At 63.5% G+C, this 20658-nt stretch carries 19 protein-coding genes; 11 read left to right on the forward strand and 8 right to left on the reverse strand.

From position 1 onward, the window contains the following. The first annotated feature begins 181 nt into the window (after positions 1–181). From bglX to GEV39_RS19505, 4 genes are all read left to right on the forward strand, one after another. A complete protein-coding gene (bglX, locus tag GEV39_RS19490; protein WP_173890898.1) occupies positions 182–2473 on the forward strand; it encodes a beta-glucosidase BglX in 2292 nt (763 codons plus the stop codon). Between the two features lie 122 nt (positions 2474–2595). After that, entirely contained in the window at positions 2596–4353 is a 1758-nt protein-coding gene (locus GEV39_RS19495) for a sensor histidine kinase (RefSeq protein WP_173890899.1), read from the forward strand. After that, positions 4347–5678: a two-component system response regulator MifR gene (gene mifR / locus GEV39_RS19500; protein ID WP_173890900.1), complete on the forward strand. Its 1332-nt coding sequence runs from the start codon at positions 4347–4349 to the stop codon at positions 5676–5678. The genes GEV39_RS19495 and mifR overlap by 7 nt, the downstream gene beginning before the upstream one ends. A gap of 221 nt (positions 5679–5899) precedes the next feature. Continuing rightward, positions 5900–7219: an MFS transporter gene (locus GEV39_RS19505; protein ID WP_173890901.1), complete on the forward strand. Its 1320-nt coding sequence runs from the start codon at positions 5900–5902 to the stop codon at positions 7217–7219. Positions 7220–7384: 165 nt separating this feature from the next. Here GEV39_RS19505 and GEV39_RS19510 read toward each other — a convergent pair whose 3' ends face one another. Next, positions 7385–8137 (reverse strand): COG4705 family protein, encoded by a 753-nt coding sequence (locus GEV39_RS19510; protein WP_173890902.1) that lies wholly within the window; start codon positions 8135–8137, stop codon positions 7385–7387. A 340-nt stretch (positions 8138–8477) separates the two neighbouring features. On the opposite strand from GEV39_RS19510, the gene GEV39_RS19515 reads away from it, so the two are divergent. Next, the gene (locus GEV39_RS19515; RefSeq protein ID WP_173890903.1) at positions 8478–8804 is read left to right on the forward strand and encodes a hypothetical protein; all 327 of its coding nucleotides are present in this window, start codon (positions 8478–8480) and stop codon (positions 8802–8804) included. A gap of 117 nt (positions 8805–8921) precedes the next feature. Further along, positions 8922–9527 (forward strand): flavin reductase family protein, encoded by a 606-nt coding sequence (locus GEV39_RS19520; RefSeq protein WP_173891729.1) that lies wholly within the window; start codon positions 8922–8924, stop codon positions 9525–9527. On the opposite strand, the gene GEV39_RS19525 is transcribed toward GEV39_RS19520, so the two are convergent. Together GEV39_RS19525 and GEV39_RS19530 are read right to left on the reverse strand one after the other, a co-directional pair. Beyond that, positions 9528–9761, reverse strand: coding sequence for a hypothetical protein (locus GEV39_RS19525; RefSeq protein ID WP_173890904.1), 234 nt, complete (start codon positions 9759–9761; stop codon positions 9528–9530). It abuts the gene before it with no gap. 84 nt (positions 9762–9845) lie between these two features. Next, the gene (locus GEV39_RS19530; protein ID WP_173890905.1) at positions 9846–10139 is read right to left on the reverse strand and encodes a putative quinol monooxygenase; all 294 of its coding nucleotides are present in this window, start codon (positions 10137–10139) and stop codon (positions 9846–9848) included. 201 nt (positions 10140–10340) lie between these two features. On the opposite strand from GEV39_RS19530, the gene GEV39_RS19535 reads away from it, so the two are divergent. Next, complete coding sequence (locus GEV39_RS19535) at positions 10341–11261, forward strand: AraC family transcriptional regulator (protein ID WP_173890906.1); 921 nt, start codon at positions 10341–10343, stop codon at positions 11259–11261. A 173-nt stretch (positions 11262–11434) separates the two neighbouring features. Here the strand turns inward: GEV39_RS19535 and GEV39_RS19540 are convergent, their stop codons facing one another. After that, the gene (locus GEV39_RS19540; RefSeq protein ID WP_173890907.1) at positions 11435–13072 is read right to left on the reverse strand and encodes a 5-guanidino-2-oxopentanoate decarboxylase; all 1638 of its coding nucleotides are present in this window, start codon (positions 13070–13072) and stop codon (positions 11435–11437) included. Positions 13073–13186: 114 nt separating this feature from the next. Here GEV39_RS19540 and GEV39_RS19545 point away from each other — a divergent pair, with 114 nt between their 5' ends. Then, positions 13187–14062: a LysR substrate-binding domain-containing protein gene (locus GEV39_RS19545; protein WP_173890908.1), complete on the forward strand. Its 876-nt coding sequence runs from the start codon at positions 13187–13189 to the stop codon at positions 14060–14062. A gap of 98 nt (positions 14063–14160) precedes the next feature. Here the strand turns inward: GEV39_RS19545 and GEV39_RS19550 are convergent, their stop codons facing one another. After that, complete coding sequence (locus GEV39_RS19550; RefSeq protein WP_173890909.1) at positions 14161–14775, reverse strand: NAD(P)-dependent oxidoreductase; 615 nt, start codon at positions 14773–14775, stop codon at positions 14161–14163. A gap of 27 nt (positions 14776–14802) precedes the next feature. Then, positions 14803–15678, reverse strand: a complete 876-nt coding sequence (locus GEV39_RS19555) for an MBL fold metallo-hydrolase (protein WP_173890910.1) — start codon at positions 15676–15678, stop codon at positions 14803–14805. A 103-nt stretch (positions 15679–15781) separates the two neighbouring features. On the opposite strand from GEV39_RS19555, the gene GEV39_RS19560 reads away from it, so the two are divergent. Further along, positions 15782–16696 (forward strand): LysR family transcriptional regulator, encoded by a 915-nt coding sequence (locus tag GEV39_RS19560; protein ID WP_173890911.1) that lies wholly within the window; start codon positions 15782–15784, stop codon positions 16694–16696. Between the two features lie 75 nt (positions 16697–16771). Next, positions 16772–16945, forward strand: a complete 174-nt coding sequence (locus GEV39_RS19565; protein WP_173890912.1) for a hypothetical protein — start codon at positions 16772–16774, stop codon at positions 16943–16945. Between the two features lie 19 nt (positions 16946–16964). On the opposite strand, the gene GEV39_RS19570 is transcribed toward GEV39_RS19565, so the two are convergent. Then, positions 16965–17834: an oxaloacetate decarboxylase gene (locus GEV39_RS19570; protein WP_173890913.1), complete on the reverse strand. Its 870-nt coding sequence runs from the start codon at positions 17832–17834 to the stop codon at positions 16965–16967. A gap of 438 nt (positions 17835–18272) precedes the next feature. Between GEV39_RS19570 and GEV39_RS19575 the strand changes: the two genes are divergently transcribed. Continuing rightward, positions 18273–19724: an MDR family MFS transporter gene (locus tag GEV39_RS19575; RefSeq protein ID WP_173890914.1), complete on the forward strand. Its 1452-nt coding sequence runs from the start codon at positions 18273–18275 to the stop codon at positions 19722–19724. A gap of 105 nt (positions 19725–19829) precedes the next feature. Here the strand turns inward: GEV39_RS19575 and ttgR are convergent, their stop codons facing one another. Then, complete coding sequence (gene ttgR, locus GEV39_RS19580; RefSeq protein WP_054912197.1) at positions 19830–20462, reverse strand: efflux transport transcriptional regulator TtgR; 633 nt, start codon at positions 20460–20462, stop codon at positions 19830–19832. Positions 20463–20658: the final 196 nt, after the last annotated feature.

Below are 20658 nucleotides of genomic sequence, written 5' to 3' on the forward strand. Positions count from 1 at the left end.
CGGTCTCTGAGCTTTCTTATAGTTGTTGTCCCGGCATACGGGGCTTCATCCGCGGGTGACATATTCAGGCATAATCGGCCGCTGGAAGCATTGCCTGCAAATCGTACAACAATAGCCGCCTGAAAACTTCGGCCGCGCGCGTACCACCCTGGATACGGCAGAGGCCCCCACAACGGAACTGATGATGAAACTGTCTTTGCTGGGCCTGGCCATGGGCCTTGCCAGTCAGGCGGCCCTCGCCGCCACCTCCGCCCCGCCCCTGCAGGACAAGCAGGCGTTCATCGACCATCTGATCGGCCAGATGACCGAAGCCGAAAAAATCGGCCAACTGCGCCTGATCAGCATCGGCCCGGAAATGCCGCGCGACAAGATTCGCGAGGAAATCGCCGCTGGCCGCATTGGCGGTACCTTCAATTCCCGCACCGCGCCGGAAAACCGGCCGATGCAGGATGCGGCCATGCGCAGCCGCCTGAAGATCCCGATGTTCTTCGCCTACGACACCGTCCACGGCGAGCGCACGATCTTCCCGATCGGCCTGGGCATGGCCGCCACCTGGGACATGGACGCGGTGGCCAAAGTGGGCCGCACCGCCGCCATCGAAGCCTCGGCCGACGCCCTGGACATGACCTTCGCCCCCATGGTCGATATTGCCCGCGACCCCCGCTGGGGCCGCACCAGTGAAGGTTTCGGCGAGGATACCTACCTGACCTCGAAGATCGGCCAGGTCATGGTGCGCTCGTTCCAGGGAAGCAGCCCGGCCAACCCCGACAGCATCATGGCCATCGTCAAGCACTTCGCCTTGTACGGTGCCGTAGAGGGTGGGCGCGACTACAACACGGTCGATATGAGCCTGCCGAAAATGTACAACGATTACCTGCCGCCCTACCGCGCCGCACTCGATGCCGGTGCCGGGGGCGTCATGGTGGCGCTGAACTCGATCAACGGTGTGCCGGCCACCTCCAACACCTGGCTGATGAACGACCTGCTGCGCAAGGAGTGGGGCTTCAAGGGTGTGACCATCAGCGACCATGGCGCCATCCAGGAACTGATCCGCCATGGCGTCGCCCGCGATGGCCGCGAAGCCGCCAAGCTGGCTATCAAGGCCGGCATCGACATGAGCATGAACGACACCCTGTACGGCCAGGAACTGCCAGGCCTGCTGAAGTCTGGCGAGGTGAGCCAGCACGAACTGGACCAGGCCGTGCGCGAAGTGCTGGGGGCCAAATACGACATGGGCCTGTTCAAGGACCCGTACGTGCGCATCGGCAAGGCCGAAACCGACCTGAAAGACTACTACGGCAGCGACCGCCTGCACCGCGAAGCCGCCCGTGACGTGGCGCGTCGTAGCCTGGTGCTGCTGGAAAACCACAACCAGACCCTGCCGCTGAAAAAAACCGGCACCCTCGCGCTGGTCGGGCCCCTGGCCGATGCCCCGATCGACATGATGGGCAGCTGGGCCGCCGACGGCAAACCGGCGCATTCGGTCACCGTACGCGAAGGCCTGCGCCGCGCCGTGGAAGGCAAGGCCAAACTGGTCTACGCCAAAGGCTCCAACATCACCGGCGACAAGGCCATCCTCGATTACCTGAACTTCCTCAACTTCGACGCCCCGGAAATCGTCGACGACCCGCGCCCCCCTGCGGTGCTCATCGATGAAGCGGTCAAGGCAGCGCAACAAGCCGATGTGGTAGTGGCCGTGGTTGGCGAGTCCCGCGGCATGTCCCACGAATCGTCGAGCCGCACCACCCTGGAAATTCCTGCCAGCCAGCGTGAACTGATCAAGGCCTTGAAGGCGACCGGCAAGCCACTGGTACTGGTGCTGATGAACGGCCGCCCGCTGTCGATCAGCTGGGAACGTGAACAGGCCGATGCCATTCTCGAAACCTGGTTCGCCGGCACCGAAGGCGGCAATGCCATTGCCGACGTGCTGTTCGGTGACTACAACCCGTCCGGCAAGCTGGCCATCACCTTCCCGAGGTCGGTCGGGCAGATCCCGATGTACTACAACCACACCCGTATCGGTCGGCCCTTCACCCCAGGCAAACCCGGCAACTACACCTCGCAGTACTTCGAAGAGCCCAACGGCCCGCTGTACCCGTTCGGCTACGGCCTGAGCTACAGCAGCTTCGAGCTGTCGGGCCTGTCGCTGTCGGCCAACAACCTCAAGCGCGGCGATACGCTGCAAGCCAAGGTCACGGTGAAGAACACCGGCAAGCTGGCAGGCGAGACCGTGGTGCAGCTGTACCTGCAGGATGTCTCGGCATCGATGAGCCGCCCGGTCAAAGAGCTGAAGAACTTCCAGAAACTGATGCTCAAGCCTGGTGAGAGCCGCACCTTGAGCTTCCGCATCAGCGAGGAAGACCTGAAGTTCTACAATGGCCAGTTGCAGCGGGTTGCCGAGCCCGGGGAGTTCAATGTCCAGGTCGGGCTGGACTCCCAGGCGGTTCAGCAGCAGAGTTTTGAATTGCTGTAACTGAACGGTCGCCTGTACCGGCCCTTTCGCGGGCTTGCCCGCTCCCACAGGTACTCACACGTGGGGGCGGGCAAGCCCGTGAAAGGGCCAGCCCCGATGTCCCAATGACCCGGATCCGCGCCATGCCCTTTTCCTTTCGCGCCCTGCGGCTGGGGCTGATTACCCTGCTGATCCTGCTAGGCACTGCCCTCAGTGCCGGTTGGGCGATGCACCAGGCCAAGCGCCAGGCCATGGAAAACGACGCACAACGTGCTCACCAGCAACTGGGCTTGTACGCCAATACCCTGCATACGCTGATCGACCGCTACCGGGCGCTGCCGGCCGTGCTGGCGCTGGACCCGGAACTGATCGACGCCCTGCGCGGCCCCGTCAGCGAGACGGTGCAAGGCGCCCTGAACCGCAAGCTCGAACGTATCAACGGTGCGGCCAACTCTTCGACCCTCGAACTGCTCGACCGCACCGGCCTGGCCGTGGCAGCCAGCAACTGGCGGCTACCCAGCACCTACGTCGGCTCCAACTACGGCTTTCGCCCCTACTTCAAGCAAACCCGCAGCCAGGGTACGGGCCGCTTCTATGCCGTTGGCGTGACCAGCGGGGTACCGGGGTACTTTCTGGCCAGCGCAGTCAACGACGAACATGGCCGTTTTCTCGGCGCCATGGTGGTCAAGCTGGAGTTCCCGGAGCTGGAACGCGAATGGCGCCAGGGCAGCGATATCCTGCTGGTCAGCGATGCCCGCGGCATCACCTTCATTGCCAACCAGGACGGCTGGCGCTACCGCGAGTTGCAGCCACTGAGCGGCGCCGACCGTGCCGAACTCGCCGAAACACGCCAGTACGACAAGCAGCCGCTGGTGCCACTGCACCATCAGGTGCTCACGCGCTTCGCTGCCAACAGCACCCTCAGCCGCGTGCAAGGCCCCGACGGCAGCGCCGAGTACCTGTGGGAAAGCCTGCCGCTGGCAGGCGAGGGCTGGACCTTGCACCTGCTGCGCAAGCCGCAGGTGGCGGCAGACGGCCGCAATGCCGCCCTCGGCGCTGCTGCCGTATGGCTGAGCCTGGTGTTCGCGGCGTTGTTCATCAGCCAGCGCCTGCGCCTGGCACGGCTGCGCCAGCGCAGCCGGGAAGAGCTCAAGCGCCAGGTCGAGGAACGCACCCGCGAGCTGCGTACCGCCCAGGAGGGCTTGGTACAATCCGCCAAACTGGCCGCGCTGGGCCAAATGTCGGCGGCCATGGCCCACGAAATCAACCAACCGCTGACGACCCAGCGCATGCAACTGGAAACCGTGCGCCTGCTGCTCGACAATGGCCGGCCTGCCGAAGCGCGGCAGGCACTCGAGCCGCTGGAACAGATGCTCACACGCATGGCCGCGCTCACCAGTCACCTCAAGACCTTCGCCCGTAACAGCCCGATGGGCTTGCGCGAGCGCCTGGACCTGGCCACCGTGGTCGATCAGGCACTGCACTTGCTGGAAACGCGTATCCGCAGCGAAGAGGTCGAGGTCGCGCTGTACCTGGCACGCCCGGCCTGGGTACGGGGCGATGCCATCCGCCTGGAACAGGTGCTGATCAACCTGTTGCGCAACGCCCTCGACGCCATGGCCGACAAACGCTACAAGCGTCTGGAGATCCGCATCGAAGCCGATGGCCAACGGTGGCGCCTGAGTGTGCTCGACTCCGGTGGCGGCATAGCCGAGGCCGACCTGGCCAAGGTCTTCGACCCCTTCTTCACCACCAAGCCCGTGGGCGAAGGGCTGGGCCTTGGCCTGGCGATCTCCTACGGTATCGTCCATGAGGTCGGCGGCCAGCTGCAGGCCGAGAACCTGTCTGGCGGTGCGCGCCTGAGCCTTACCCTGCCCCAAGACCTGGAGCCTGCATGTTGAATTCAGTGATCGTCATCGATGACGAAGCCAGTATCCGCACAGCGGTCGAGCAATGGCTGAGCCTGTCGGGGTTCAACGTGCAGCTGTTTGCCCGCGCCGAAGACTGCCTGAGCCAGCTGCCGAAGCATTTCCCGGGTGTGATCATCAGCGATGTGCGCATGCCCGGCATGGGTGGCCTGCAGCTGCTCGAACGCCTGCAGGCAGACGACCCCGACCTGCCAGTGATCCTGCTGACCGGCCACGGCGATGTCCCCATGGCCGTGGAGGCCATGCGCAACGGGGCCTACGACTTCCTGGAAAAACCCTTCACCCCGCAACACCTGCTGGGCAGCCTGCGGCGGGCTCTGGAAAAACGCCAGTTGGTGCTGGAGAACCGCCGCCTGCACGAGCAGGCCGACCTCAAGTCACGCCTGGAAGGCACGCTGCTGGGCATGTCCCAGGGCCTGCAACTGCTGCGGCGGCAGGTGCTGGACCTGGCCAGCCTGCCGGTCAATGTGCTGATCCGGGGCGAGACAGGCAGCGGCAAAGAACGTGTAGCACGCTGCCTCCACGATTTCGGGCCACGCGCGGCCAAGCCATTCGTGGCGCTCAATTGCGCGGCCATTCCTGAGGCATTGTTCGAGGCCGAGCTGTTCGGCCATGAGAGCGGCGCCTTCACCGGTGCCCAGGGCAAGCGCGTCGGCAAGCTGGAATATGCCAACGGCGGCACGGTGTTTCTCGATGAAATCGAAAGCATGCCGCTGGCCCAGCAGGCCAAACTGCTGCGGGTGATCCAGGAGCAGAAGCTCGAGCGCCTGGGGGCGAACCAGAGTATCAACGTTGACCTGCGCATCATCGCCGCAACCAAACCCGACTTGCTGAAGGAGGCCCGTGCCGGGCGCTTCCGTGAAGACCTTGCCTACCGCCTGAACGTTGCCGAGTTGCGCCTGGCGCCTTTGCGCGAACGGCGCGAAGACATTCCGCTGCTGTTCGACCACTTCGCCCGCGCTGCTGCCGACCGGCTTGGCCGCGCTGCGCCGCCGCTGTCGGGCGCGCAACTGGCACAACTGCTGGCGCATGACTGGCCGGGTAACGTGCGCGAGCTGGCCAATGCGGCAGAGCGGCACGCATTGGGCCTGGGTTCACCGAGTACCGAGGTGGCCCCTGCCGGGCAATCGCTGAGCGAGCAGATGGAAGCGTTCGAGGCCCAGTGCCTGCGTGCGGCTTTGCGCCAGCATGGGGGCGCCATCGGTGCGGTGATGGCGGCGTTGCAACTGCCGCGGCGAACGCTGAACGAAAAGATGCAGCGGCATGGGTTGTCGCGGGACGATTTTACGGGCCAGTGATAAGCGGAATTCCGCCTATCACTGACCAGCGATAGGCAAAATACCGCCCATGCACAGCACTTCTTGGGCTGGCCTCGCCGCCGCGCGGCCGGCGAAATGCCCGCAAAGCGGCCTATTGCCCCGGATTGGGTCGGCCCGCCCCGGTTTGGCACACCTTCTGCAAATGCTCGTGTCAGCTGCGCCCAGGCGCGCTTCACAACAACAACGAGAAGGTATCCCTGATGGATAACACCACCTCCCTGCCCGCTGGGGCGGCCGCTGCGCCTGCCGCAGAAAAAACTACCGCCAGCCGCCTGAAGTCGATCTTCAGCGGGTCCATCGGCAACATGGTCGAATGGTACGACTGGTACGTCTACGCCGCATTCTCGCTGTATTTCGCCAAGGCCTTCTTCCCGGCCGGCGACTCCACTGCACAACTGCTCAACACCGCCGCGATTTTCGCCGTTGGCTTTTTGATGCGCCCGATCGGCGGCTGGCTGATGGGCCTTTACGCCGACCGCAAAGGCCGCAAGGCCGCGCTGATGGCCTCGGTACTGCTGATGTGCGCCGGCTCGCTGGTCATCGCCCTGACGCCTGGCTATGAAACCATCGGCTTCGCGGCACCGGTCCTGCTGGTCATCGCCCGCCTGATGCAGGGCCTGTCGGTGGGTGGCGAATACGGCACCTCGGCAACCTACCTCAGCGAAATGGCCAGCAAGGACCGCCGCGGCTTCTTCTCCAGCTTCCAGTACGTGACCCTCATCTCCGGCCAGCTCATCGCCCTGGCAGTGCTGATCGTCCTGCAACAGACCCTGACCACCGAGCAACTGTATGCCTGGGGCTGGCGCGTACCCTTCGTGATCGGTGCGCTGTGCGCCGTGGTCGCGCTGTACCTGCGCCGTGGCATGGAAGAAACCGCCTCGTTCACCAAGAAGGAAAAAGCCAAGGAAAGCCTGATGCGCACCCTGTTGCGCCACCCCAAGGAACTGATGACCGTGGTTGGCCTGACCATGGGCGGTACCCTGGCCTTCTACACCTACACCACCTACATGCAGAAGTACCTGGTCAATACCGTGGGCATGAGCATCAGCGACTCGACCACGATCTCGGCCGCCACGTTGTTCCTGTTCATGTGCCTGCAGCCTGTGATCGGTGGCCTGTCCGACAAGATCGGCCGGCGCCCGATCCTGATCGCCTTCGGTGTGCTGGGCACCCTGTTCACCGTGCCGATCCTCAGCACCCTGCATACCATCCAGACCTGGTGGGGGGCGTTCTTCCTGATCATGGCAGCGCTGATCATCGTCAGTGGCTACACCTCGATCAACGCGGTGGTCAAAGCTGAACTGTTCCCGACCGAAATCCGCGCCCTTGGCGTGGGCCTGCCCTATGCACTGACCGTTTCGATCTTCGGCGGCACCGCCGAGTACGTGGCGCTGTGGTTCAAGAGCGCGGGCATGGAAAGCGGCTTCTATTGGTACGTCACTGCCTGTATCGCCTGCTCGCTGCTGGTGTACGCGACGATGAAGGACACCAAACAGCACTCACGTATCACCACCGAGTGACCCGGTAAGGCCGTTCTGCAAGGGCGCCCAACGTGCAGGGCGCCTTTTTTTATGCCCCCTAGTGCCCCATGAGCCGATTAGCTGAGCTATTCGGCTCATGGGATGGGTATGAAAGACCGTTTACTGGGCAAGCGTGAAAGCATTGACCCGTTACCGCATCAACATTCAGGACATTTCCAGCGCCTGACGCGGTTCACGACGCTGGTACCAGCTGGCCATCAGTACCAGTACCAGCAGCACGCCCCCCAGCACGGCCGATGAACCGACCGTGCCGAAGTCCAGCCCGCCCCTCGCATGAGGTTTGGTCAGGAAGTCGCCCAAGGTCGCGCCAAATGGACGGGTGAGCACAAATGCAACCCAGAACAGCACCACGCCGGGGATGCGGGTCCAGTAGCGGGCCACCACTACCAGGGCTATAGCGCTACCAATCAACAACGCACCGCCTGCGAAGCCTAGCCCCGAATCATCGGCCAGGTAGTCGCCTAGAGCGGTACCCAAGGTATTGGAGAACAGGATCGCCACCCAGTAGAACAGCTCGGCGCTGCGGTTCTTGATACGGGTGACATCCAGTGGGTTGCCGCTCAGGCGCCAGGCCAGGAAGGTCAGCAGCAGGATGCCGATCAGCAGGGCCGAACCGGTGGCATAGCCCAGGCCCAGGGTACGGTCCATAAAGTCGGACATCGTGGTGCCGGCGGTGCTGGTGGAGAGGATCACCAGCCAATACAGCATCGGGTGGTAGCGGCGCGCGTACAACTGGCCGAGCAGGGTTAGCAGGAACACGCTGATCAACAGCAGCGAACTCAGTGCGTAACCGATATTCAGGGTCATCGACAGCAGGTCACCTGCCGTTTCCCCCAGGGTGGTAGCGCAGATCTTCATGACCCAGAAGGCCAGGGTGATTTGCGGAAGTTTGTTCATTGCTGTGCCGCTCCAGTTCATAAGTGCGGCGATGGTGCTGAGCATGGCCTGAAAAATAGGTTGGCGAGCGATGAAAAAAACGTTCATCGGTGCCCTGCCCCGAGTTTTCTTCTTAACGCCCTATTAATTGCCACCCTTCAGTATGCGAGGGCTGGCCGATGAAAGGTGTCCGCGCTCACCCGCGTCCGGCCGGGCAACGGCCTGTGCGACGGTAACAGCGCCCTGATACATCTAATAATACGATTATTTAGCGCGTATTTTTGCGCTTTTTAATCAGCATATTAGGCGTAAAATTCAAGTCATAGAAACAAACAACCCACAAACCCCTGGAGCAATGACCATGAAAAACAAACTGATCCTCACCCTGGCCCTTTCGGTTTTCGCCACTGGCGCCTTTGCCGAAGATGGTTTCGACCGGACCAATGCCCACACCTTTGCCGCAGCCCAGACCCAGTCGGCCAGCTACGCTGAAGACGGCTTCGATCGCACCGGCGGCCAACGCTTCGCTGAAGACGGCTTCGATCGCACCGGCGGCCAACGTTTCGCTGAAGACGGTTTCGACCGCACCGGTAGCCAACGCTTCGCTGAAGACGGCTTCGACCGCACTGGCGGCCAACGCTTCGCCGAAGACGGTTTCGACCGCACCCACGCCAACCGCATCAGCTGATCCCTGCTGCGAGCGCCCAGCCCGGCTTTTGCCGGGCTTGATCATTTGCAGGCAAGCAAAGGCTTGGCACACTAGGCTTCTTGTCTACCAGGAGGTAGGGCCAGCATGCCCAGCACCATGTATTACTACGAACCCGCCAAAGGCCACGGCCTGCCCCACGACCCCTTCAACGCCATCGTCGGTCCACGTCCTATCGGCTGGATCTCTTCGCAAGACCGCGAGGGACGCTTGAACCTGGCGCCCTACAGCTTCTTCAATGCCTTCAACTACATCCCGCCGATCATCGGTTTCTGCAGTGTCGGGCGCAAAGACAGCCTGAACAATATCGAGCAGACCGGTGAATTCGTCTGGAACCTGGCCACCCGATCGCTGGCCGAGCAGATGAACCAGAGCTGTGCGCCGGTGGCTGCTGAGGTCAGTGAATTCGAGTTGAGCGGCCTCACGGCCACACCCTCAAGCCTGGTCAAGGTGCCGCGCGTGGGCGAAACCCCAGTCGCTTTCGAGTGCAAGGTCAGCCAGATAGTCCAGCTCAAGCGGGCCGACCAGGCGCTGGTGCCCAGCTGGCTGATTCTTGGGGAAGTGGTGGCCGTGCACATTGCCGACCACCTGCTGAAGAACGGCATCTACGATACCGCGGCAGCCGAACCTATCTTGCGCGGTGGTGGCCCGGCGGACTATTTCGAGCTGGGCAACCTGTTCAAGATGGCCCGCCCGTCGGCCTGATCACCAGACCAGCTCACCCTCAGCGCTAACGCCTTGCAGGCGCTGCAGTTCGGCCGTGGCCGCTTCGTCGGCGGCCACGGCGCCCTTGAACACCTGGCCGTCGAGCACCTTGTGAAAACGCGGCGCGCCGCCCATACCCAGGGCTTTGACTGCGATGGCCGCGTGGTAGCCACCACCTTCCACCGGCACCATCGCCGACACCGCTTCGAACTGCGCGAATTCCCTACGTGCCATGTTGCTCTCTGCCTGCTTGATCGTGGCCCGGCATGTTAACCCAAACCCCAGCCAGCGCGCGCCCTGTGGGAGGGGGCCATGCCATCAGCCGAATGTATGCAAGTCCAGGCTGCTGACCACCTGGGCCTGCACCAGCTCACCGAACACCTCCAGCGTGGGCGACGCAAAATAGCCACTCATCGCCTGTTGGTCCTGCCAACTGCCGCTGAGCAGCCACAGGTCAGCGTCGGCCTGCGAACGCTGTACGCTGAAGCTCAGGCAACCCGGCGCACGCAGCGACGGCTCAAGCAGGTCACGCAGGCGCGCGCCAAGCTCCGCCGAGCGCCCGCTGCTGGCACGAATGAACGCAAGATGGGTGACCGGTTGTTTTAGGGCCATTGCACAATCTCCTTGAAGCAAGCGGACGAAAAAGCCAGGCTGCCAAGGTTAGGAGTTCGCCCGCGCGACCCGTTAGGCCATTACTGCTCGCCGCTTGCCTGATCCTGCGGCGCGGCAGGATCAGGCAAGCGGCGTGCAGCTTTCGACTAGCGTCGGCCGTTGCCCAAACCTATGCTGCGACCGTCAGCAGAGGAAAGCATCATGACCATCGCCACGCCCACCGACCCGACCCTGGAACTGCAGCGCCTGGAGCTGGCCGAGCTGATTACCCGCCACGCCGGCGAGCCCCACGGCCCGGCGTCGGCCATCGCGGATCTGTACCTGGTGCGCTACACCGAAAATGTGCGCTCGGTCCCCACCCTGGCGCAACCGGCCTTGTGCATCCTTGCACAAGGCAGCAAAAGCCTGTTTCTGGGTGACGAGCAGTATGCCTACGATCCACTGCACTACATGGTGGTTTCGGTCACCCTGCCGTTGAGCGGCGTGCGGCTCGATGCCAGCCCCGATAACCCCAGCCTGGGCCTGCGCATGGACTTGGACCCGGCCGAGATCAGCCAACTGATCGCCGAAAGTGGCCCAATGCTGGTGCCCAACAAGCCATCGGGCCGTGGCCTGTACGTGGATAAAACCGATGCGGCGTTGCTCGACGCCCTGTTGCGGTTGCTGCGCCTGCTGGATAGCCCACGCGACATCCCCATGCTGGCGCCGCTGGTCCGCCGTGAGATCCTCTACCGCCTGTTGCGTGGGCCGCAGGGTTATCGGCTGTACGAAATCGCCTTGGCGAACAGCCAAACCCACCGGGTTTGCCAGGCCATCGCCTGGCTCAACAACCACTACCAACAGCCACTGCGTATCGAAGACCTGGCCCGTGAGGTCAACCTCAGCACCTCGACCTTGCACCACCGCTTCAAGGCGGTGACGTCGATGAGCCCGTTGCAGTACCAGAAGCAACTGCGCCTGCAGGAGGCACGGCGGTTGATGCTCAACGACGGGCTCGAGGCGGCGGTGGCGGCCTACCGGGTGGGCTATGAAAGCCCGTCGCAGTTCAGCCGCGAGTACAGCCGGCTGTATGGCGCGCCGCCCATTCGGGATGTGGCTCGGTTGCGGGCCAATGCTGGCTGAAGTTCAGGGTGGCTGTACCGGCCCCATCGCCGGCAAGCCAGCTCCCACAGGGATTGCATCAGGGCTGACAGGTGGTTGCCACAAGGTATGCGCAAGTCCCATGGTCTATGGTGATCTTGTGGGAGCTGGCTTGCCAGCGATGGGACCGGCGCCAGCCACCCAAGCCTCAAGGTTCAACCGACAACCGTGCCCTGCCACTGGTGCTGGTCTACCTGGATCAACGTCGGCCCCTTGCGCTCCACCGCCTGCCCCAGCGCCGCCTGCAACTGCGCCACATCCGCCACGCTCTGCGCTGTGGCCCCCAACGCCCGCGCCACGCCGATGAAGTCCGGGGTATGGATATCCACCCCGACCGGCTCGATCGCCCGGTTGAGCATGTACTTCTTGATCTCTTCGTAGCCCTGGTTATTCCACAGCAGCACGATCAGCGGCACCTGCGCCTCCACGGCACTGGCCAACTCCGGCAACGTGAACTGCAGGCCGCCATCGCCAATCAGGCACACCACTGGCGCCCGCTCAATGGCGTGCTCGGCACTGCCCAACCAGGCGCCCATGGCCGCCGGCAAGGCATAGCCCAGGGTGCCGTACCCCGTCGAGGCGTTGAACCAGCGGCGCGGCTGATCCATGTCCAAGGTCAGGTTGCCGGTGTAGACCGGCTGGGTAGAATCGCCCACCAGCACAACACCGGGCAGGCGCTGCACGATGGCCGTCAACAAGCGTGTCTGGCTCAGGGTCGGCTGGTCCCAGCCGGTTGCCAAGGCGTCCCGCAGCCTGGTCACGCGAGCCCGCCCCCAAGTGCTGTCGTGTACCAACTGCGGCTGCGCCTGCAAGGCCGCCAGCAGCGCTTCGGCAGCCAGTTCGGCGTCGGCCACCAGTGCCAGTTCCGGCAGGTAGTTGCGCACGGTCTGGTCCGGATCGATGTCGATGCGCAGCAGGCTGCCCGGGATGTCGAAACCGCCTTTGAAGGTCACGTCATAATCGGTTTCGGCCAGTTCGGTACCGACCGCCAGCACCACGTCGGCCTCGGCCACCAGCGCCCGCGTAGCCGGTAGCGACTGGGTCGAGCCAATCTGCAGCGGGTGGCTGGATGGCAGCAAGCCCTTGGCATTGATGGTCAGCGCTACCGGTGCCTGCAGGTGCTCGGCCAGGCGGGCCAGCGCAGCACCTGCTGCCAAGGCACCGCCACCGGCCAGGATCAACGGCCGCCGTGCGCTGGCCAGGCGTTCAGCCATCTGCGCCACGGCCTGCGGTGCAGCCCCTGCCCGGTTACCCCGTACCGGGCGGCCCGGCAACAGTTGGTCGGCGGGCTGAACCAGCACGTCCAGCGGGATCTCGATATGCACCGGGCGCGGCCGGGCGCTGTCGAATACCGCGAAGGCCCGCGCCAATACCTGTGGCAGGTCGGCAGCATTCATCAGGGTGTGCGAAAACGCTGCGACACCCGCCACCAGCGCCGCCTGGTTAGGCAATTCGTGCAGCTTGCCGCGGCCACCGCCCAGCTGGTCACGCGACTGCACGCTGGAGATCACCAGCATCGGAATCGAATCGGCATAGGCCTGGCCCATGGCGGTCGTGATGTTGGTCATGCCCGGGCCGGTAATGATGAAGCACACCCCGGGTTTGCCACGGGTGCGCGCATAGCCGTCAGCCATGAACCCGGCGCCCTGCTCGTGGCGCGGGGTGATATGGCGAATGGACGAGCCCGCCAGGCCTCGGTAAAGCTCCACAGTATGCACGCCGGGGATGCCGAAGACATGGTCCACGCCATAGCCTTCAAGGAGTTTGACCAGCACTTCGCCGCAGGTTGCCATCGGGGTCCACCATCAATCTTGTTGGGTTATGCGCTTATTGGACCCAAGCTACGGCTACCGCCACAATGCAAAAAAACACATACTAGCCATGTTCTGAAATCATGGCTTATTGCGATGAAACGCCTCCCGCCCCTACCCGCCTTGCATACCTTCCTGATCACCGCCCAGTGCTGCAATTTCACCCGCGCGGGGCAGCAGTTGCACATCACCCAGGGCGCCGTCAGCCGCCAGATCGCCGCCTTGGAGCAGCACTTGGGTTATGCGCTGTTCCAGCGCCAGGCCCGCGGCTTGAGCCTGACCCGTGAAGGCCAGGATTGGTTGCCACGGGTGCAACAGGTGTTTGCGCTGATCGAGCAAGGGGTGCGTGAAGTGGGCGCGCACAGCACGACCCTGCAGTTGAAGGCCCCCACGTGCGTGATGCGCTGGCTGCTACCGCGCCTGATGGAGTGGCAGGCACTGCGCCCGGATGTACCGGTGGAACTGACCACGACCGTTCAGCATGGCGTGGATTTGCGCCGCGAGGGCTTTGATGCAGCGGTGGTCTATGGCGAGGCACCGAACCACGGGCTGCAGGTGCGCAAGCTGTTCGATGAGCAACTGACGCCGGTATGCGCACCGTCTTTGCGTGAGGGGCCGCTGCCCTTGCAGCGGGTTGAAGACCTGGCGCGGCACATGTTGCTGCACCCTTCGCGGGATGAGCATGATTGGCGGTTATGGCTGCAGGCGGCTGGGGTAACGCTGACCGCGCAGGGGCCGAAGCAGCACTTCGAAACGCTGGACATGGCCATGGCCATGGCGTCGCAGGGGACAGGCGTGGCTATCGGTGATTGGTCGCTGATTGGCGATGACTTGCGTAGCGGGCGGCTTTGCATGCCGTTTGCGCTGAAGGTGCTGACCGGTAAGGGCTACTACCTGGTGAGCCACGCCAGGAACCTGCCGGCGGGGTTGCTGGAGCTGCTGGACTGGCTGGAGGGCCAGGCCAGCCTGTGAAGGCCTCTTCGCGGGCACGCCCGCTCCCACGGGTAGCGCACATAATTTGAAACCTGTGCACTACCTGTGGGAGCGGGCGAGCCCGCGAAGCAGGCGACTCAATACCCGACCGTGAACCGCTGCCGCGAATGCTGCGGTTTCTCCAGCTCATCCAGCATGGCAATCGCATAGTCGGCAAAGGTGATCCAGCTCTTGCCATCCGCACCGATCAGCAGATGGTCCTTGCCCAACGTGTAGCGCCCGCTACGCTCGCCTTCAACAAACTCCGCCGAGGGTGAGAGGAAGGTCCAGTCCAGGTCCGGCTCGCCCTGCAACGCCTGCAGAAAACGCACACCGCCCGTGGCCTCGGCCTTGTAGGCCTCCGGGAAATCAGGGCTGTCGATCACCCGCTGCCCCGACGGCAGCAACAGGCTGGCGGCACCGCCAACCACCAGCAGGCGTTTGACCCCGGCACGCTGGACCGGCTCGATGATCGCCTGCGGCTCGATGGTGGAGAAATGCGCAGCACTCAGTACCGCGTCCACACCCGCCACTGCTGCTTGCAGGGCTGTGCTGTCCTTGGCATCCAGCGCCTTGACGGTCACCCCTTCACGCCCCTGCAACTGCGACGGGTCGCGGGCAATCGCGACCACGTTATGGCCACGGCGCAGGGCCTCTTCCAGCAACTGGCTGCCAGCACGACCGGTGGCGCCGATGATTGCAATCTTGCTCATGTCATACGCTCCCTCAATTGAACGGAATTACCACTTCATTTCGCCCTTGGCGACCTTGGCCCCCAGCTCCAGCGAGCTTTCATCAGCCAGGCCTGGGTAACGGTGCTTCATCGCCTTGATCAGCGCGCCGGCATCTTTCGCCTTGGCGGCCTCGCTGTCGAAATCGCGAATGTAGTTGGCCGTGAAATGCACGGCCTCCAACGAACGGCTGCTATCGCCCAGGTAGTGGCCCGGGACGACCGTGCGCGGCGCCAGCGCTTCGATGCGCGCCAGCGTGCTCAGCCAGTCGGCGTGGGACTTGGGCGTTTGCGTATCCGCCATCCACACATGAATGTGCTCGGCTACCACGACACCGCCGACCACGGCCTTGATCGAAGGGATCCAGACGAAACTGCGGTCAGGCTGGGGGCCGTCCAGGCCGACCACTTCCAGGGCTTGCCCCTCCAGGGTCAGGCGGCCGCCTTCGAGCACCTGAGGCAGCACCAGCCGCGCCGGTTTGTCGGCGCCCATCTGCGGTCCCCAGTAGGCCAGCTTGGCTTGCATGGTCTGGCGAATGTGCGCAACGGTGGCAGCCGAAGCCAGCACCTTGGCGTCGGGGAACGCCTGGGTCACGGTAGCCAGGCCAAAGTAGTAATCCGGGTCACCATGGCTGATGTAGATGCTGGTCAGGTGCTTGCCACCCGCCCGCAGGCGTTGCACCAGTTGCTCGGCCTGGGCCTTGCCGAACTGGGCATCAACCAGCACCGCATCGTGCTCGCCACTGATGATTACCGAGCTCACCGGGAAAATAGCGTCGCGGCCGGGGTTGTAGACTTCCAGGTGCAAAGGCTCGGCGGCCATGGCCGGACCAGCGAGGGTGACGCAGGCCAGCAACAGGCCACGCAGCGGGGTGAACAGGGACATTGGGTAAGCCTTCCGCTAGATCGATGACCCACAGCTTAGTTGCCCAATCCGTAACAAAAAATGCGATGCTTGGACATAGTTTGTTTCTGAAAGCGAGCAAGTCATGGACCGTCTGAGCGCCATGCGCGTCTTTGTCACCGTTGTCGACCTGGGCAGCCAGTCAGCGGCGGCAGATCACCTGCAACTGTCGCGTCCGGTTGTGTCGCGTTACCTGGCCGAGCTGGAGGCCTGGGTAGGGGCACGCCTGATGCAGCGCACCACCCGCAAGCTCAGCCTGACCGCTGCCGGCCAGGAAACCCTGCCCCGTTGCCGGCAATTGCTGGACCTGGCAGGTGACCTGCAGGCCGCAGTACAACAACCGGACGATGCCCCCAAGGGGGCATTGCGCATCAGCGTCAGCACCTCGTTCGGCCAGGCCCAACTGGTGGATGCCATCGCGGCTTATGTGCAGCGTTACCCCGGTGTGAAGGTTGAACTGCAGATGCTCGACCGCACCGTCAACCTGGTAGACGAGCGCATCGACCTGGCCATCCGCACCAGCAACGACCTGGATCCCAACCTGATTGCCAGGCGCCTGAGCGTGTGCCGGTCGGTGGTCTGTGCGGCACCCGCCTATCTGCACGAGCATGGCACCCCGCAACAGGTCGAGGAACTGAGCCGGCACAACTGCCTGACCCATGCCTACTTCGGCCATAGCCTGTGGCACTTCGACGTGGCCGGCCAGCAGGTCAGCGTGCCGGTGGCCGGCAACATCAGCGCCAATGAGGCAATGACCTTGCAGAAGGCGGCACTGGCTGGGGCCGGCATTGCCATGTTGCCGACCTACCAGGCCGCCGACGCCCTGCGCAAAGGTGAACTGGTACGGCTGCTGGCACATGCCAAGCCGCGCGAGCTGAACCTGAATGCGGTGTACACCTCGCGCAAGCACATGCCGGCCACCTTGCGCAGCATGCTGGATTTTCTGGTGGAGCGGTTCAAGGACGAGCCAGAGTGGGACCGCGATCTGTCATGGGCATGATGGCCTCATCGCCGGCCAGCCTGCATGGACTATGCTCCTTGGTATCACCTATCGCTGTACCAGGAGGTGAACACCATGGGCATCAAATCAAGAAGAGTCGCCCTTGTCATGGCCCTGAGCGCAGTAGCAGCACTGTACGGCTCGGCCTGCTGGCGCGCCGAACTGCTACGCAGCCAGCCCAGCACTGCCGCCAGCTGCGAGCAGGCACACTGCGTGCCTCACACTGCCACCTTGAGCGCCGTCCGTTGAGTTGACGGCGCCCTGCCGGTCACTCCTCGACGCTCATGTACTCCTTGGCCCAGCGGATGTAGTCCTCGGGCTGAGTGTAGGTGTGCGAGAGTTCGGTGGCACTGAGGTTGTCCGACTTGTTCTGCTTGCCGCGCTGCAGCCGCAAGCAGTCGTAGGTGGCTTTGATTGCAGCAAAGTAAGCCGCGTGGCCATCGACGGCAATGCGCACGCCCAGGCGCGCCAGGTGCTCGTCGTCATGCAGGTTCGGGTTGCCATAGGTGACCAGCATCAGTGGCACGGTCAGGTGCTCGGCGATCTTTTCGAGCTGCTCGAAGTCCTTTACGCCCACCATGCAAATGCCATCGGCACCAGCCTTCTGGTAGCTCTGGGTACGCACGATGATTTCTTCGGTGCTGAGCACGCCAGCATTGGTGCGGGCGATGATCGACAACGACGAATCGACCCGTGCCTCCAATGCCGCCCGGATCTTGCCAACGCCCTCATCAACCGGGATAAGGTCGGTGGACTTGCGCCCGAACTGGGCTGGCAGCAGGGTGTCCTCGATGGTCAGGGCAGCCACCCCGGCGCGCTCCAGCTCGATCACCGTGCGCATCACGTTCAGTGCGTTGCCATAGCCATGGTCGGCGTCGGCCAGCACCGGCAACTGCGCCACGCGGCCAATCCGGGTGGCCTGCTCGACGAACTCACTGAGGGTGATCAGCGCAAAGTCCGGCGCAGCCAGCACCTGCAACGAGGCGACCGAGCCGCCGAGGATACCGACCTCGAACCCCAGGTCAGCCGCAATGCGTGCCGACATCGGATCGAACACCGAGGCGGTGTGGTAACAGGAACCTGAAGCGAGCAGCTCGCGGAAGGCAAAACGCAGATCTTGATGGGAAGCCTTGGGCATGATCACTCCGCAATTATGTGCAAATTTTGAACGGTAACTACCGACCCCTGCAATCGGGTCTACCTGACCTGTTCCAACCGTCGCCATGTGGGCGGTCATGCTCGGCATGCAGGCAGAGGAATAAAAGGTGTGGGAGACAGCGGCCCATGAAACCTGCGGCATAATGTTGCACCAAGCTGGTGCAAGCCGCGGCGTTCGGCCTCTGTGGCATACCAACGATATCACGCGGCCATGCTGCGCTGGATGAATACGCCAATGCCGATTCGGCATAGGGGATGCAGTTAGTACATAGGAAGCTACCTAACTCAGGTTACAATTCGAGGGCCTGTTCGCGAGCACGCCCGCTCCCACAGATACGGCTCATGCTCGAGCCTGATCTTCACCTATGGGAGCGGGCATGCCCGGGAAGATGCAAAAACCGACAACCAAGGTACCCCCGTGACAGCCGCCCTGCCCCACACCACCCTGCGCAACGTGCTCACCGCGCTGATGCTGGCGATCTTTCTCGGCGCCCTCGACCAGACCATTGTCGCCGTCTCGCTGCCTGCCATTTCGGCCCAGTTCAACGACGTCGGCCTGCTGGCCTGGGTCATTTCCGGCTACATGGTCGCCATGACCATCGCCGTGCCCATCTACGGCAAACTGGGCGACCTGTACGGCCGACGTCGCATGATCCTGACCGGCATCAGCCTGTTCACCCTGGCCTCGATCGCCTGCGCGCTGGCCCAGGACATGCAGCAACTGGTGCTGGCCCGGGTACTGCAAGGCATCGGCGCAGGCGGCATGGTCTCGGTCAGCCAGGCGATCATCGGTGACTTCGTGCCGCCCCGCGAGCGTGGCCGTTATCAGGGCTACTTCAGCAGCATGTATGCCGTGGCCAGTGTCGCCGGGCCCGTGCTGGGCGGTTGGTTGACCGAATACTTGTCGTGGCGCGGCGTTTTCTGGATCAACCTGCCGCTGGGGCTGCTGGCCTTGTGGTCGATTCACCGAGCCTTGGCGGGCATGCCGGTACAACACCGCCAGGCCCAGGTCGACTACCTTGGCGCTGTATTGTTGATTCTCGGCCTGGGCAGCCTGCTGCTGGGCATTACCCTGGTCGGCCAGGGCCATGGCTGGGGCAACTCGGCCGTGCTGGCATTGTTCGCCTGCGCCGTGCTGGGCCTGGGCTTGTTCATTGCCCACGAAAGCCGCTGCGCGGAACCGTTGCTGCCACTTGGCCTGTTCGCCAATCGGGTAGCCGTGCTGTGTTGGGGGGTGATCTTCTTTGCCAGCTTCCAGTCCATTTCCCTGACCATGCTCATGCCCTTGCGTTATCAAGGCATCACCGGTGCCGGTGCCGACAGCGCCGCCCTGCACCTGCTGCCGCTGGTGATGGGGCTGCCCATGGGGGCGTTCACCGGTGGGCGCATGACCAGCCTCACCGGGCGCTACAAACCGCAGATCCTTGCCGGGGCTTTACTGATGCCGCTGGCCATCGTCGGCATGGCCTTGACCTCGCCGCAGTCGGCGTTGCCCAGCGCACTGTTCATGCTGCTGACCGGGATAGCCTGTGGCCTGCAGTTCCCTACCTCGCTGGTAGCCACGCAAAGCGCGGTGGCCAGCCAGGACATCGGCGTCGCCACCAGCACCACCAACCTGTTCCGCTCGCTGGGCGGGGCCATGGGCGTGGCATGCATGTCCAGCCTGTTGCTGGCACTGCTGCATCAGGGCGGTTTTGAATTGCTCGGTAACCCGTTGCTGGGGAGCTTGAAGGCGGGCGAGGTGGACGTGGCCACCCAAGGGCGGTTGCTGCAGACATTCCGCCAGCTGTTGCTGGGCAGCGCGCTGGTCGCGGTGCTCGGGCTGATCGCGGCGGTGGCGTTACCGGACCGGCAACTGCGCGGCCGTTGAGCACCTGGGCACGGTGCAGGCACGGTGCCTGGCTGAGGGAGCGCAACGCATTAATCGTCCCTTAATACAAAGCGCAAACACTCCCTCACAATCCTTAACAAAGAGTCATTTGCGCAGCGCCGGGCTCAAGCGCAGCATATCCAGCCCGGTGTCGACCCATTTGTCGACATCCGCCAACAGGTCAATGCTGTCCGGCAACAACAGCCAGCGCCCGATCAGGCCATCGACATAGGCAAACAGGGCCACCGCCGCGCGCTCGACATCCAGCTCGCCCGGCAACTGGCCCCGGCGCACGGCATTGGCCAGGGCCAGGGTAATGCCCCTGTGGCAATCCAGCACTGCGGCCTGGCGCTGCTGGCGAATCTCACACATGTCATCGGTGAACTCGCACTTGTGATGCAGGATCTCATTGATACGCCGGGTTCGGGCATCGAGCACCAGCTCGTTGAACACCTGCAACAGCAGTTTGCGCATGCAGCCCAGCGGGTCGACTTCGTCCTCGCTTTCGCTCGCGCGCGCCAAATGGTCATGGGTTTCATGCAGGCTGTCGAGCAACGCCTGCACCAGCTCGGCCTTGTTGTTGAAGTGCCAGTAGATCGCCCCGCGGGTCACCCCCGCCAACTCGGCGATGTCGGCCAGCGTGGTTCGCGCAACCCCGCGCTTGTAGAAGGCCTTTTCCGCTGCCTCGATGATCTGGGCGCGGGTTTCCTGGGCTTCCTCTTTGGTTCGACGGACCATGGCAGTACAACCTCATCGGGCCCGAACGCGCGCTGCGCACGGGGGAACATTTCGCGGGCACCTCTGCAGGGCGCCTCGCGGCGGGGCTAATCACGGGCTGTGGCGGTACCTGGGTACAACCAAGCGGTATTTACAAACAACCATGAATGTAAGTATATTCCTTAGCAAGCTATTTATCTACCGGATAGCAAATTTC

Origin of the sequence: Pseudomonas sp. NY5710 (assembly GCF_013305665.1) — a bacterium.
GTDB classification, from domain to species: domain Bacteria; phylum Pseudomonadota; class Gammaproteobacteria; order Pseudomonadales; family Pseudomonadaceae; genus Aquipseudomonas; species Aquipseudomonas juntendi.

Coding starts and splice junctions, on each gene's coding strand:
- GEV39_RS19515 (WP_173890903.1), top strand. CDS start 8,478: ATGAAAAACAAACTGATCCTCACCCTGGCCCTTTCGGTTTTCGCCACT.
- GEV39_RS19530 (WP_173890905.1), bottom strand. CDS start 10,139: ATGGCCCTAAAACAACCGGTCACCCATCTTGCGTTCATTCGTGCCAGC.
- GEV39_RS19525 (WP_173890904.1), bottom strand. CDS start 9,761: ATGGCACGTAGGGAATTCGCGCAGTTCGAAGCGGTGTCGGCGATGGTG.
- GEV39_RS19570 (WP_173890913.1), bottom strand. CDS start 17,834: ATGCCCAAGGCTTCCCATCAAGATCTGCGTTTTGCCTTCCGCGAGCTG.
- GEV39_RS19550 (WP_173890909.1), bottom strand. CDS start 14,775: ATGAGCAAGATTGCAATCATCGGCGCCACCGGTCGTGCTGGCAGCCAG.
- GEV39_RS19520 (WP_173891729.1), top strand. CDS start 8,922: ATGTATTACTACGAACCCGCCAAAGGCCACGGCCTGCCCCACGACCCC.
- GEV39_RS19535 (WP_173890906.1), top strand. CDS start 10,341: ATGACCATCGCCACGCCCACCGACCCGACCCTGGAACTGCAGCGCCTG.
- bglX (WP_173890898.1), top strand. CDS start 182: ATGATGAAACTGTCTTTGCTGGGCCTGGCCATGGGCCTTGCCAGTCAG.
- mifR (WP_173890900.1), top strand. CDS start 4,347: ATGTTGAATTCAGTGATCGTCATCGATGACGAAGCCAGTATCCGCACA.
- GEV39_RS19505 (WP_173890901.1), top strand. CDS start 5,900: ATGGATAACACCACCTCCCTGCCCGCTGGGGCGGCCGCTGCGCCTGCC.
- GEV39_RS19510 (WP_173890902.1), bottom strand. CDS start 8,137: ATGAACAAACTTCCGCAAATCACCCTGGCCTTCTGGGTCATGAAGATC.
- GEV39_RS19540 (WP_173890907.1), bottom strand. CDS start 13,072: ATGGCAACCTGCGGCGAAGTGCTGGTCAAACTCCTTGAAGGCTATGGC.
- GEV39_RS19565 (WP_173890912.1), top strand. CDS start 16,772: ATGGGCATCAAATCAAGAAGAGTCGCCCTTGTCATGGCCCTGAGCGCA.
- ttgR (WP_054912197.1), bottom strand. CDS start 20,462: ATGGTCCGTCGAACCAAAGAGGAAGCCCAGGAAACCCGCGCCCAGATC.
- GEV39_RS19495 (WP_173890899.1), top strand. CDS start 2,596: ATGCCCTTTTCCTTTCGCGCCCTGCGGCTGGGGCTGATTACCCTGCTG.
- GEV39_RS19545 (WP_173890908.1), top strand. CDS start 13,187: ATGAAACGCCTCCCGCCCCTACCCGCCTTGCATACCTTCCTGATCACC.
- GEV39_RS19560 (WP_173890911.1), top strand. CDS start 15,782: ATGGACCGTCTGAGCGCCATGCGCGTCTTTGTCACCGTTGTCGACCTG.
- GEV39_RS19555 (WP_173890910.1), bottom strand. CDS start 15,678: ATGTCCCTGTTCACCCCGCTGCGTGGCCTGTTGCTGGCCTGCGTCACC.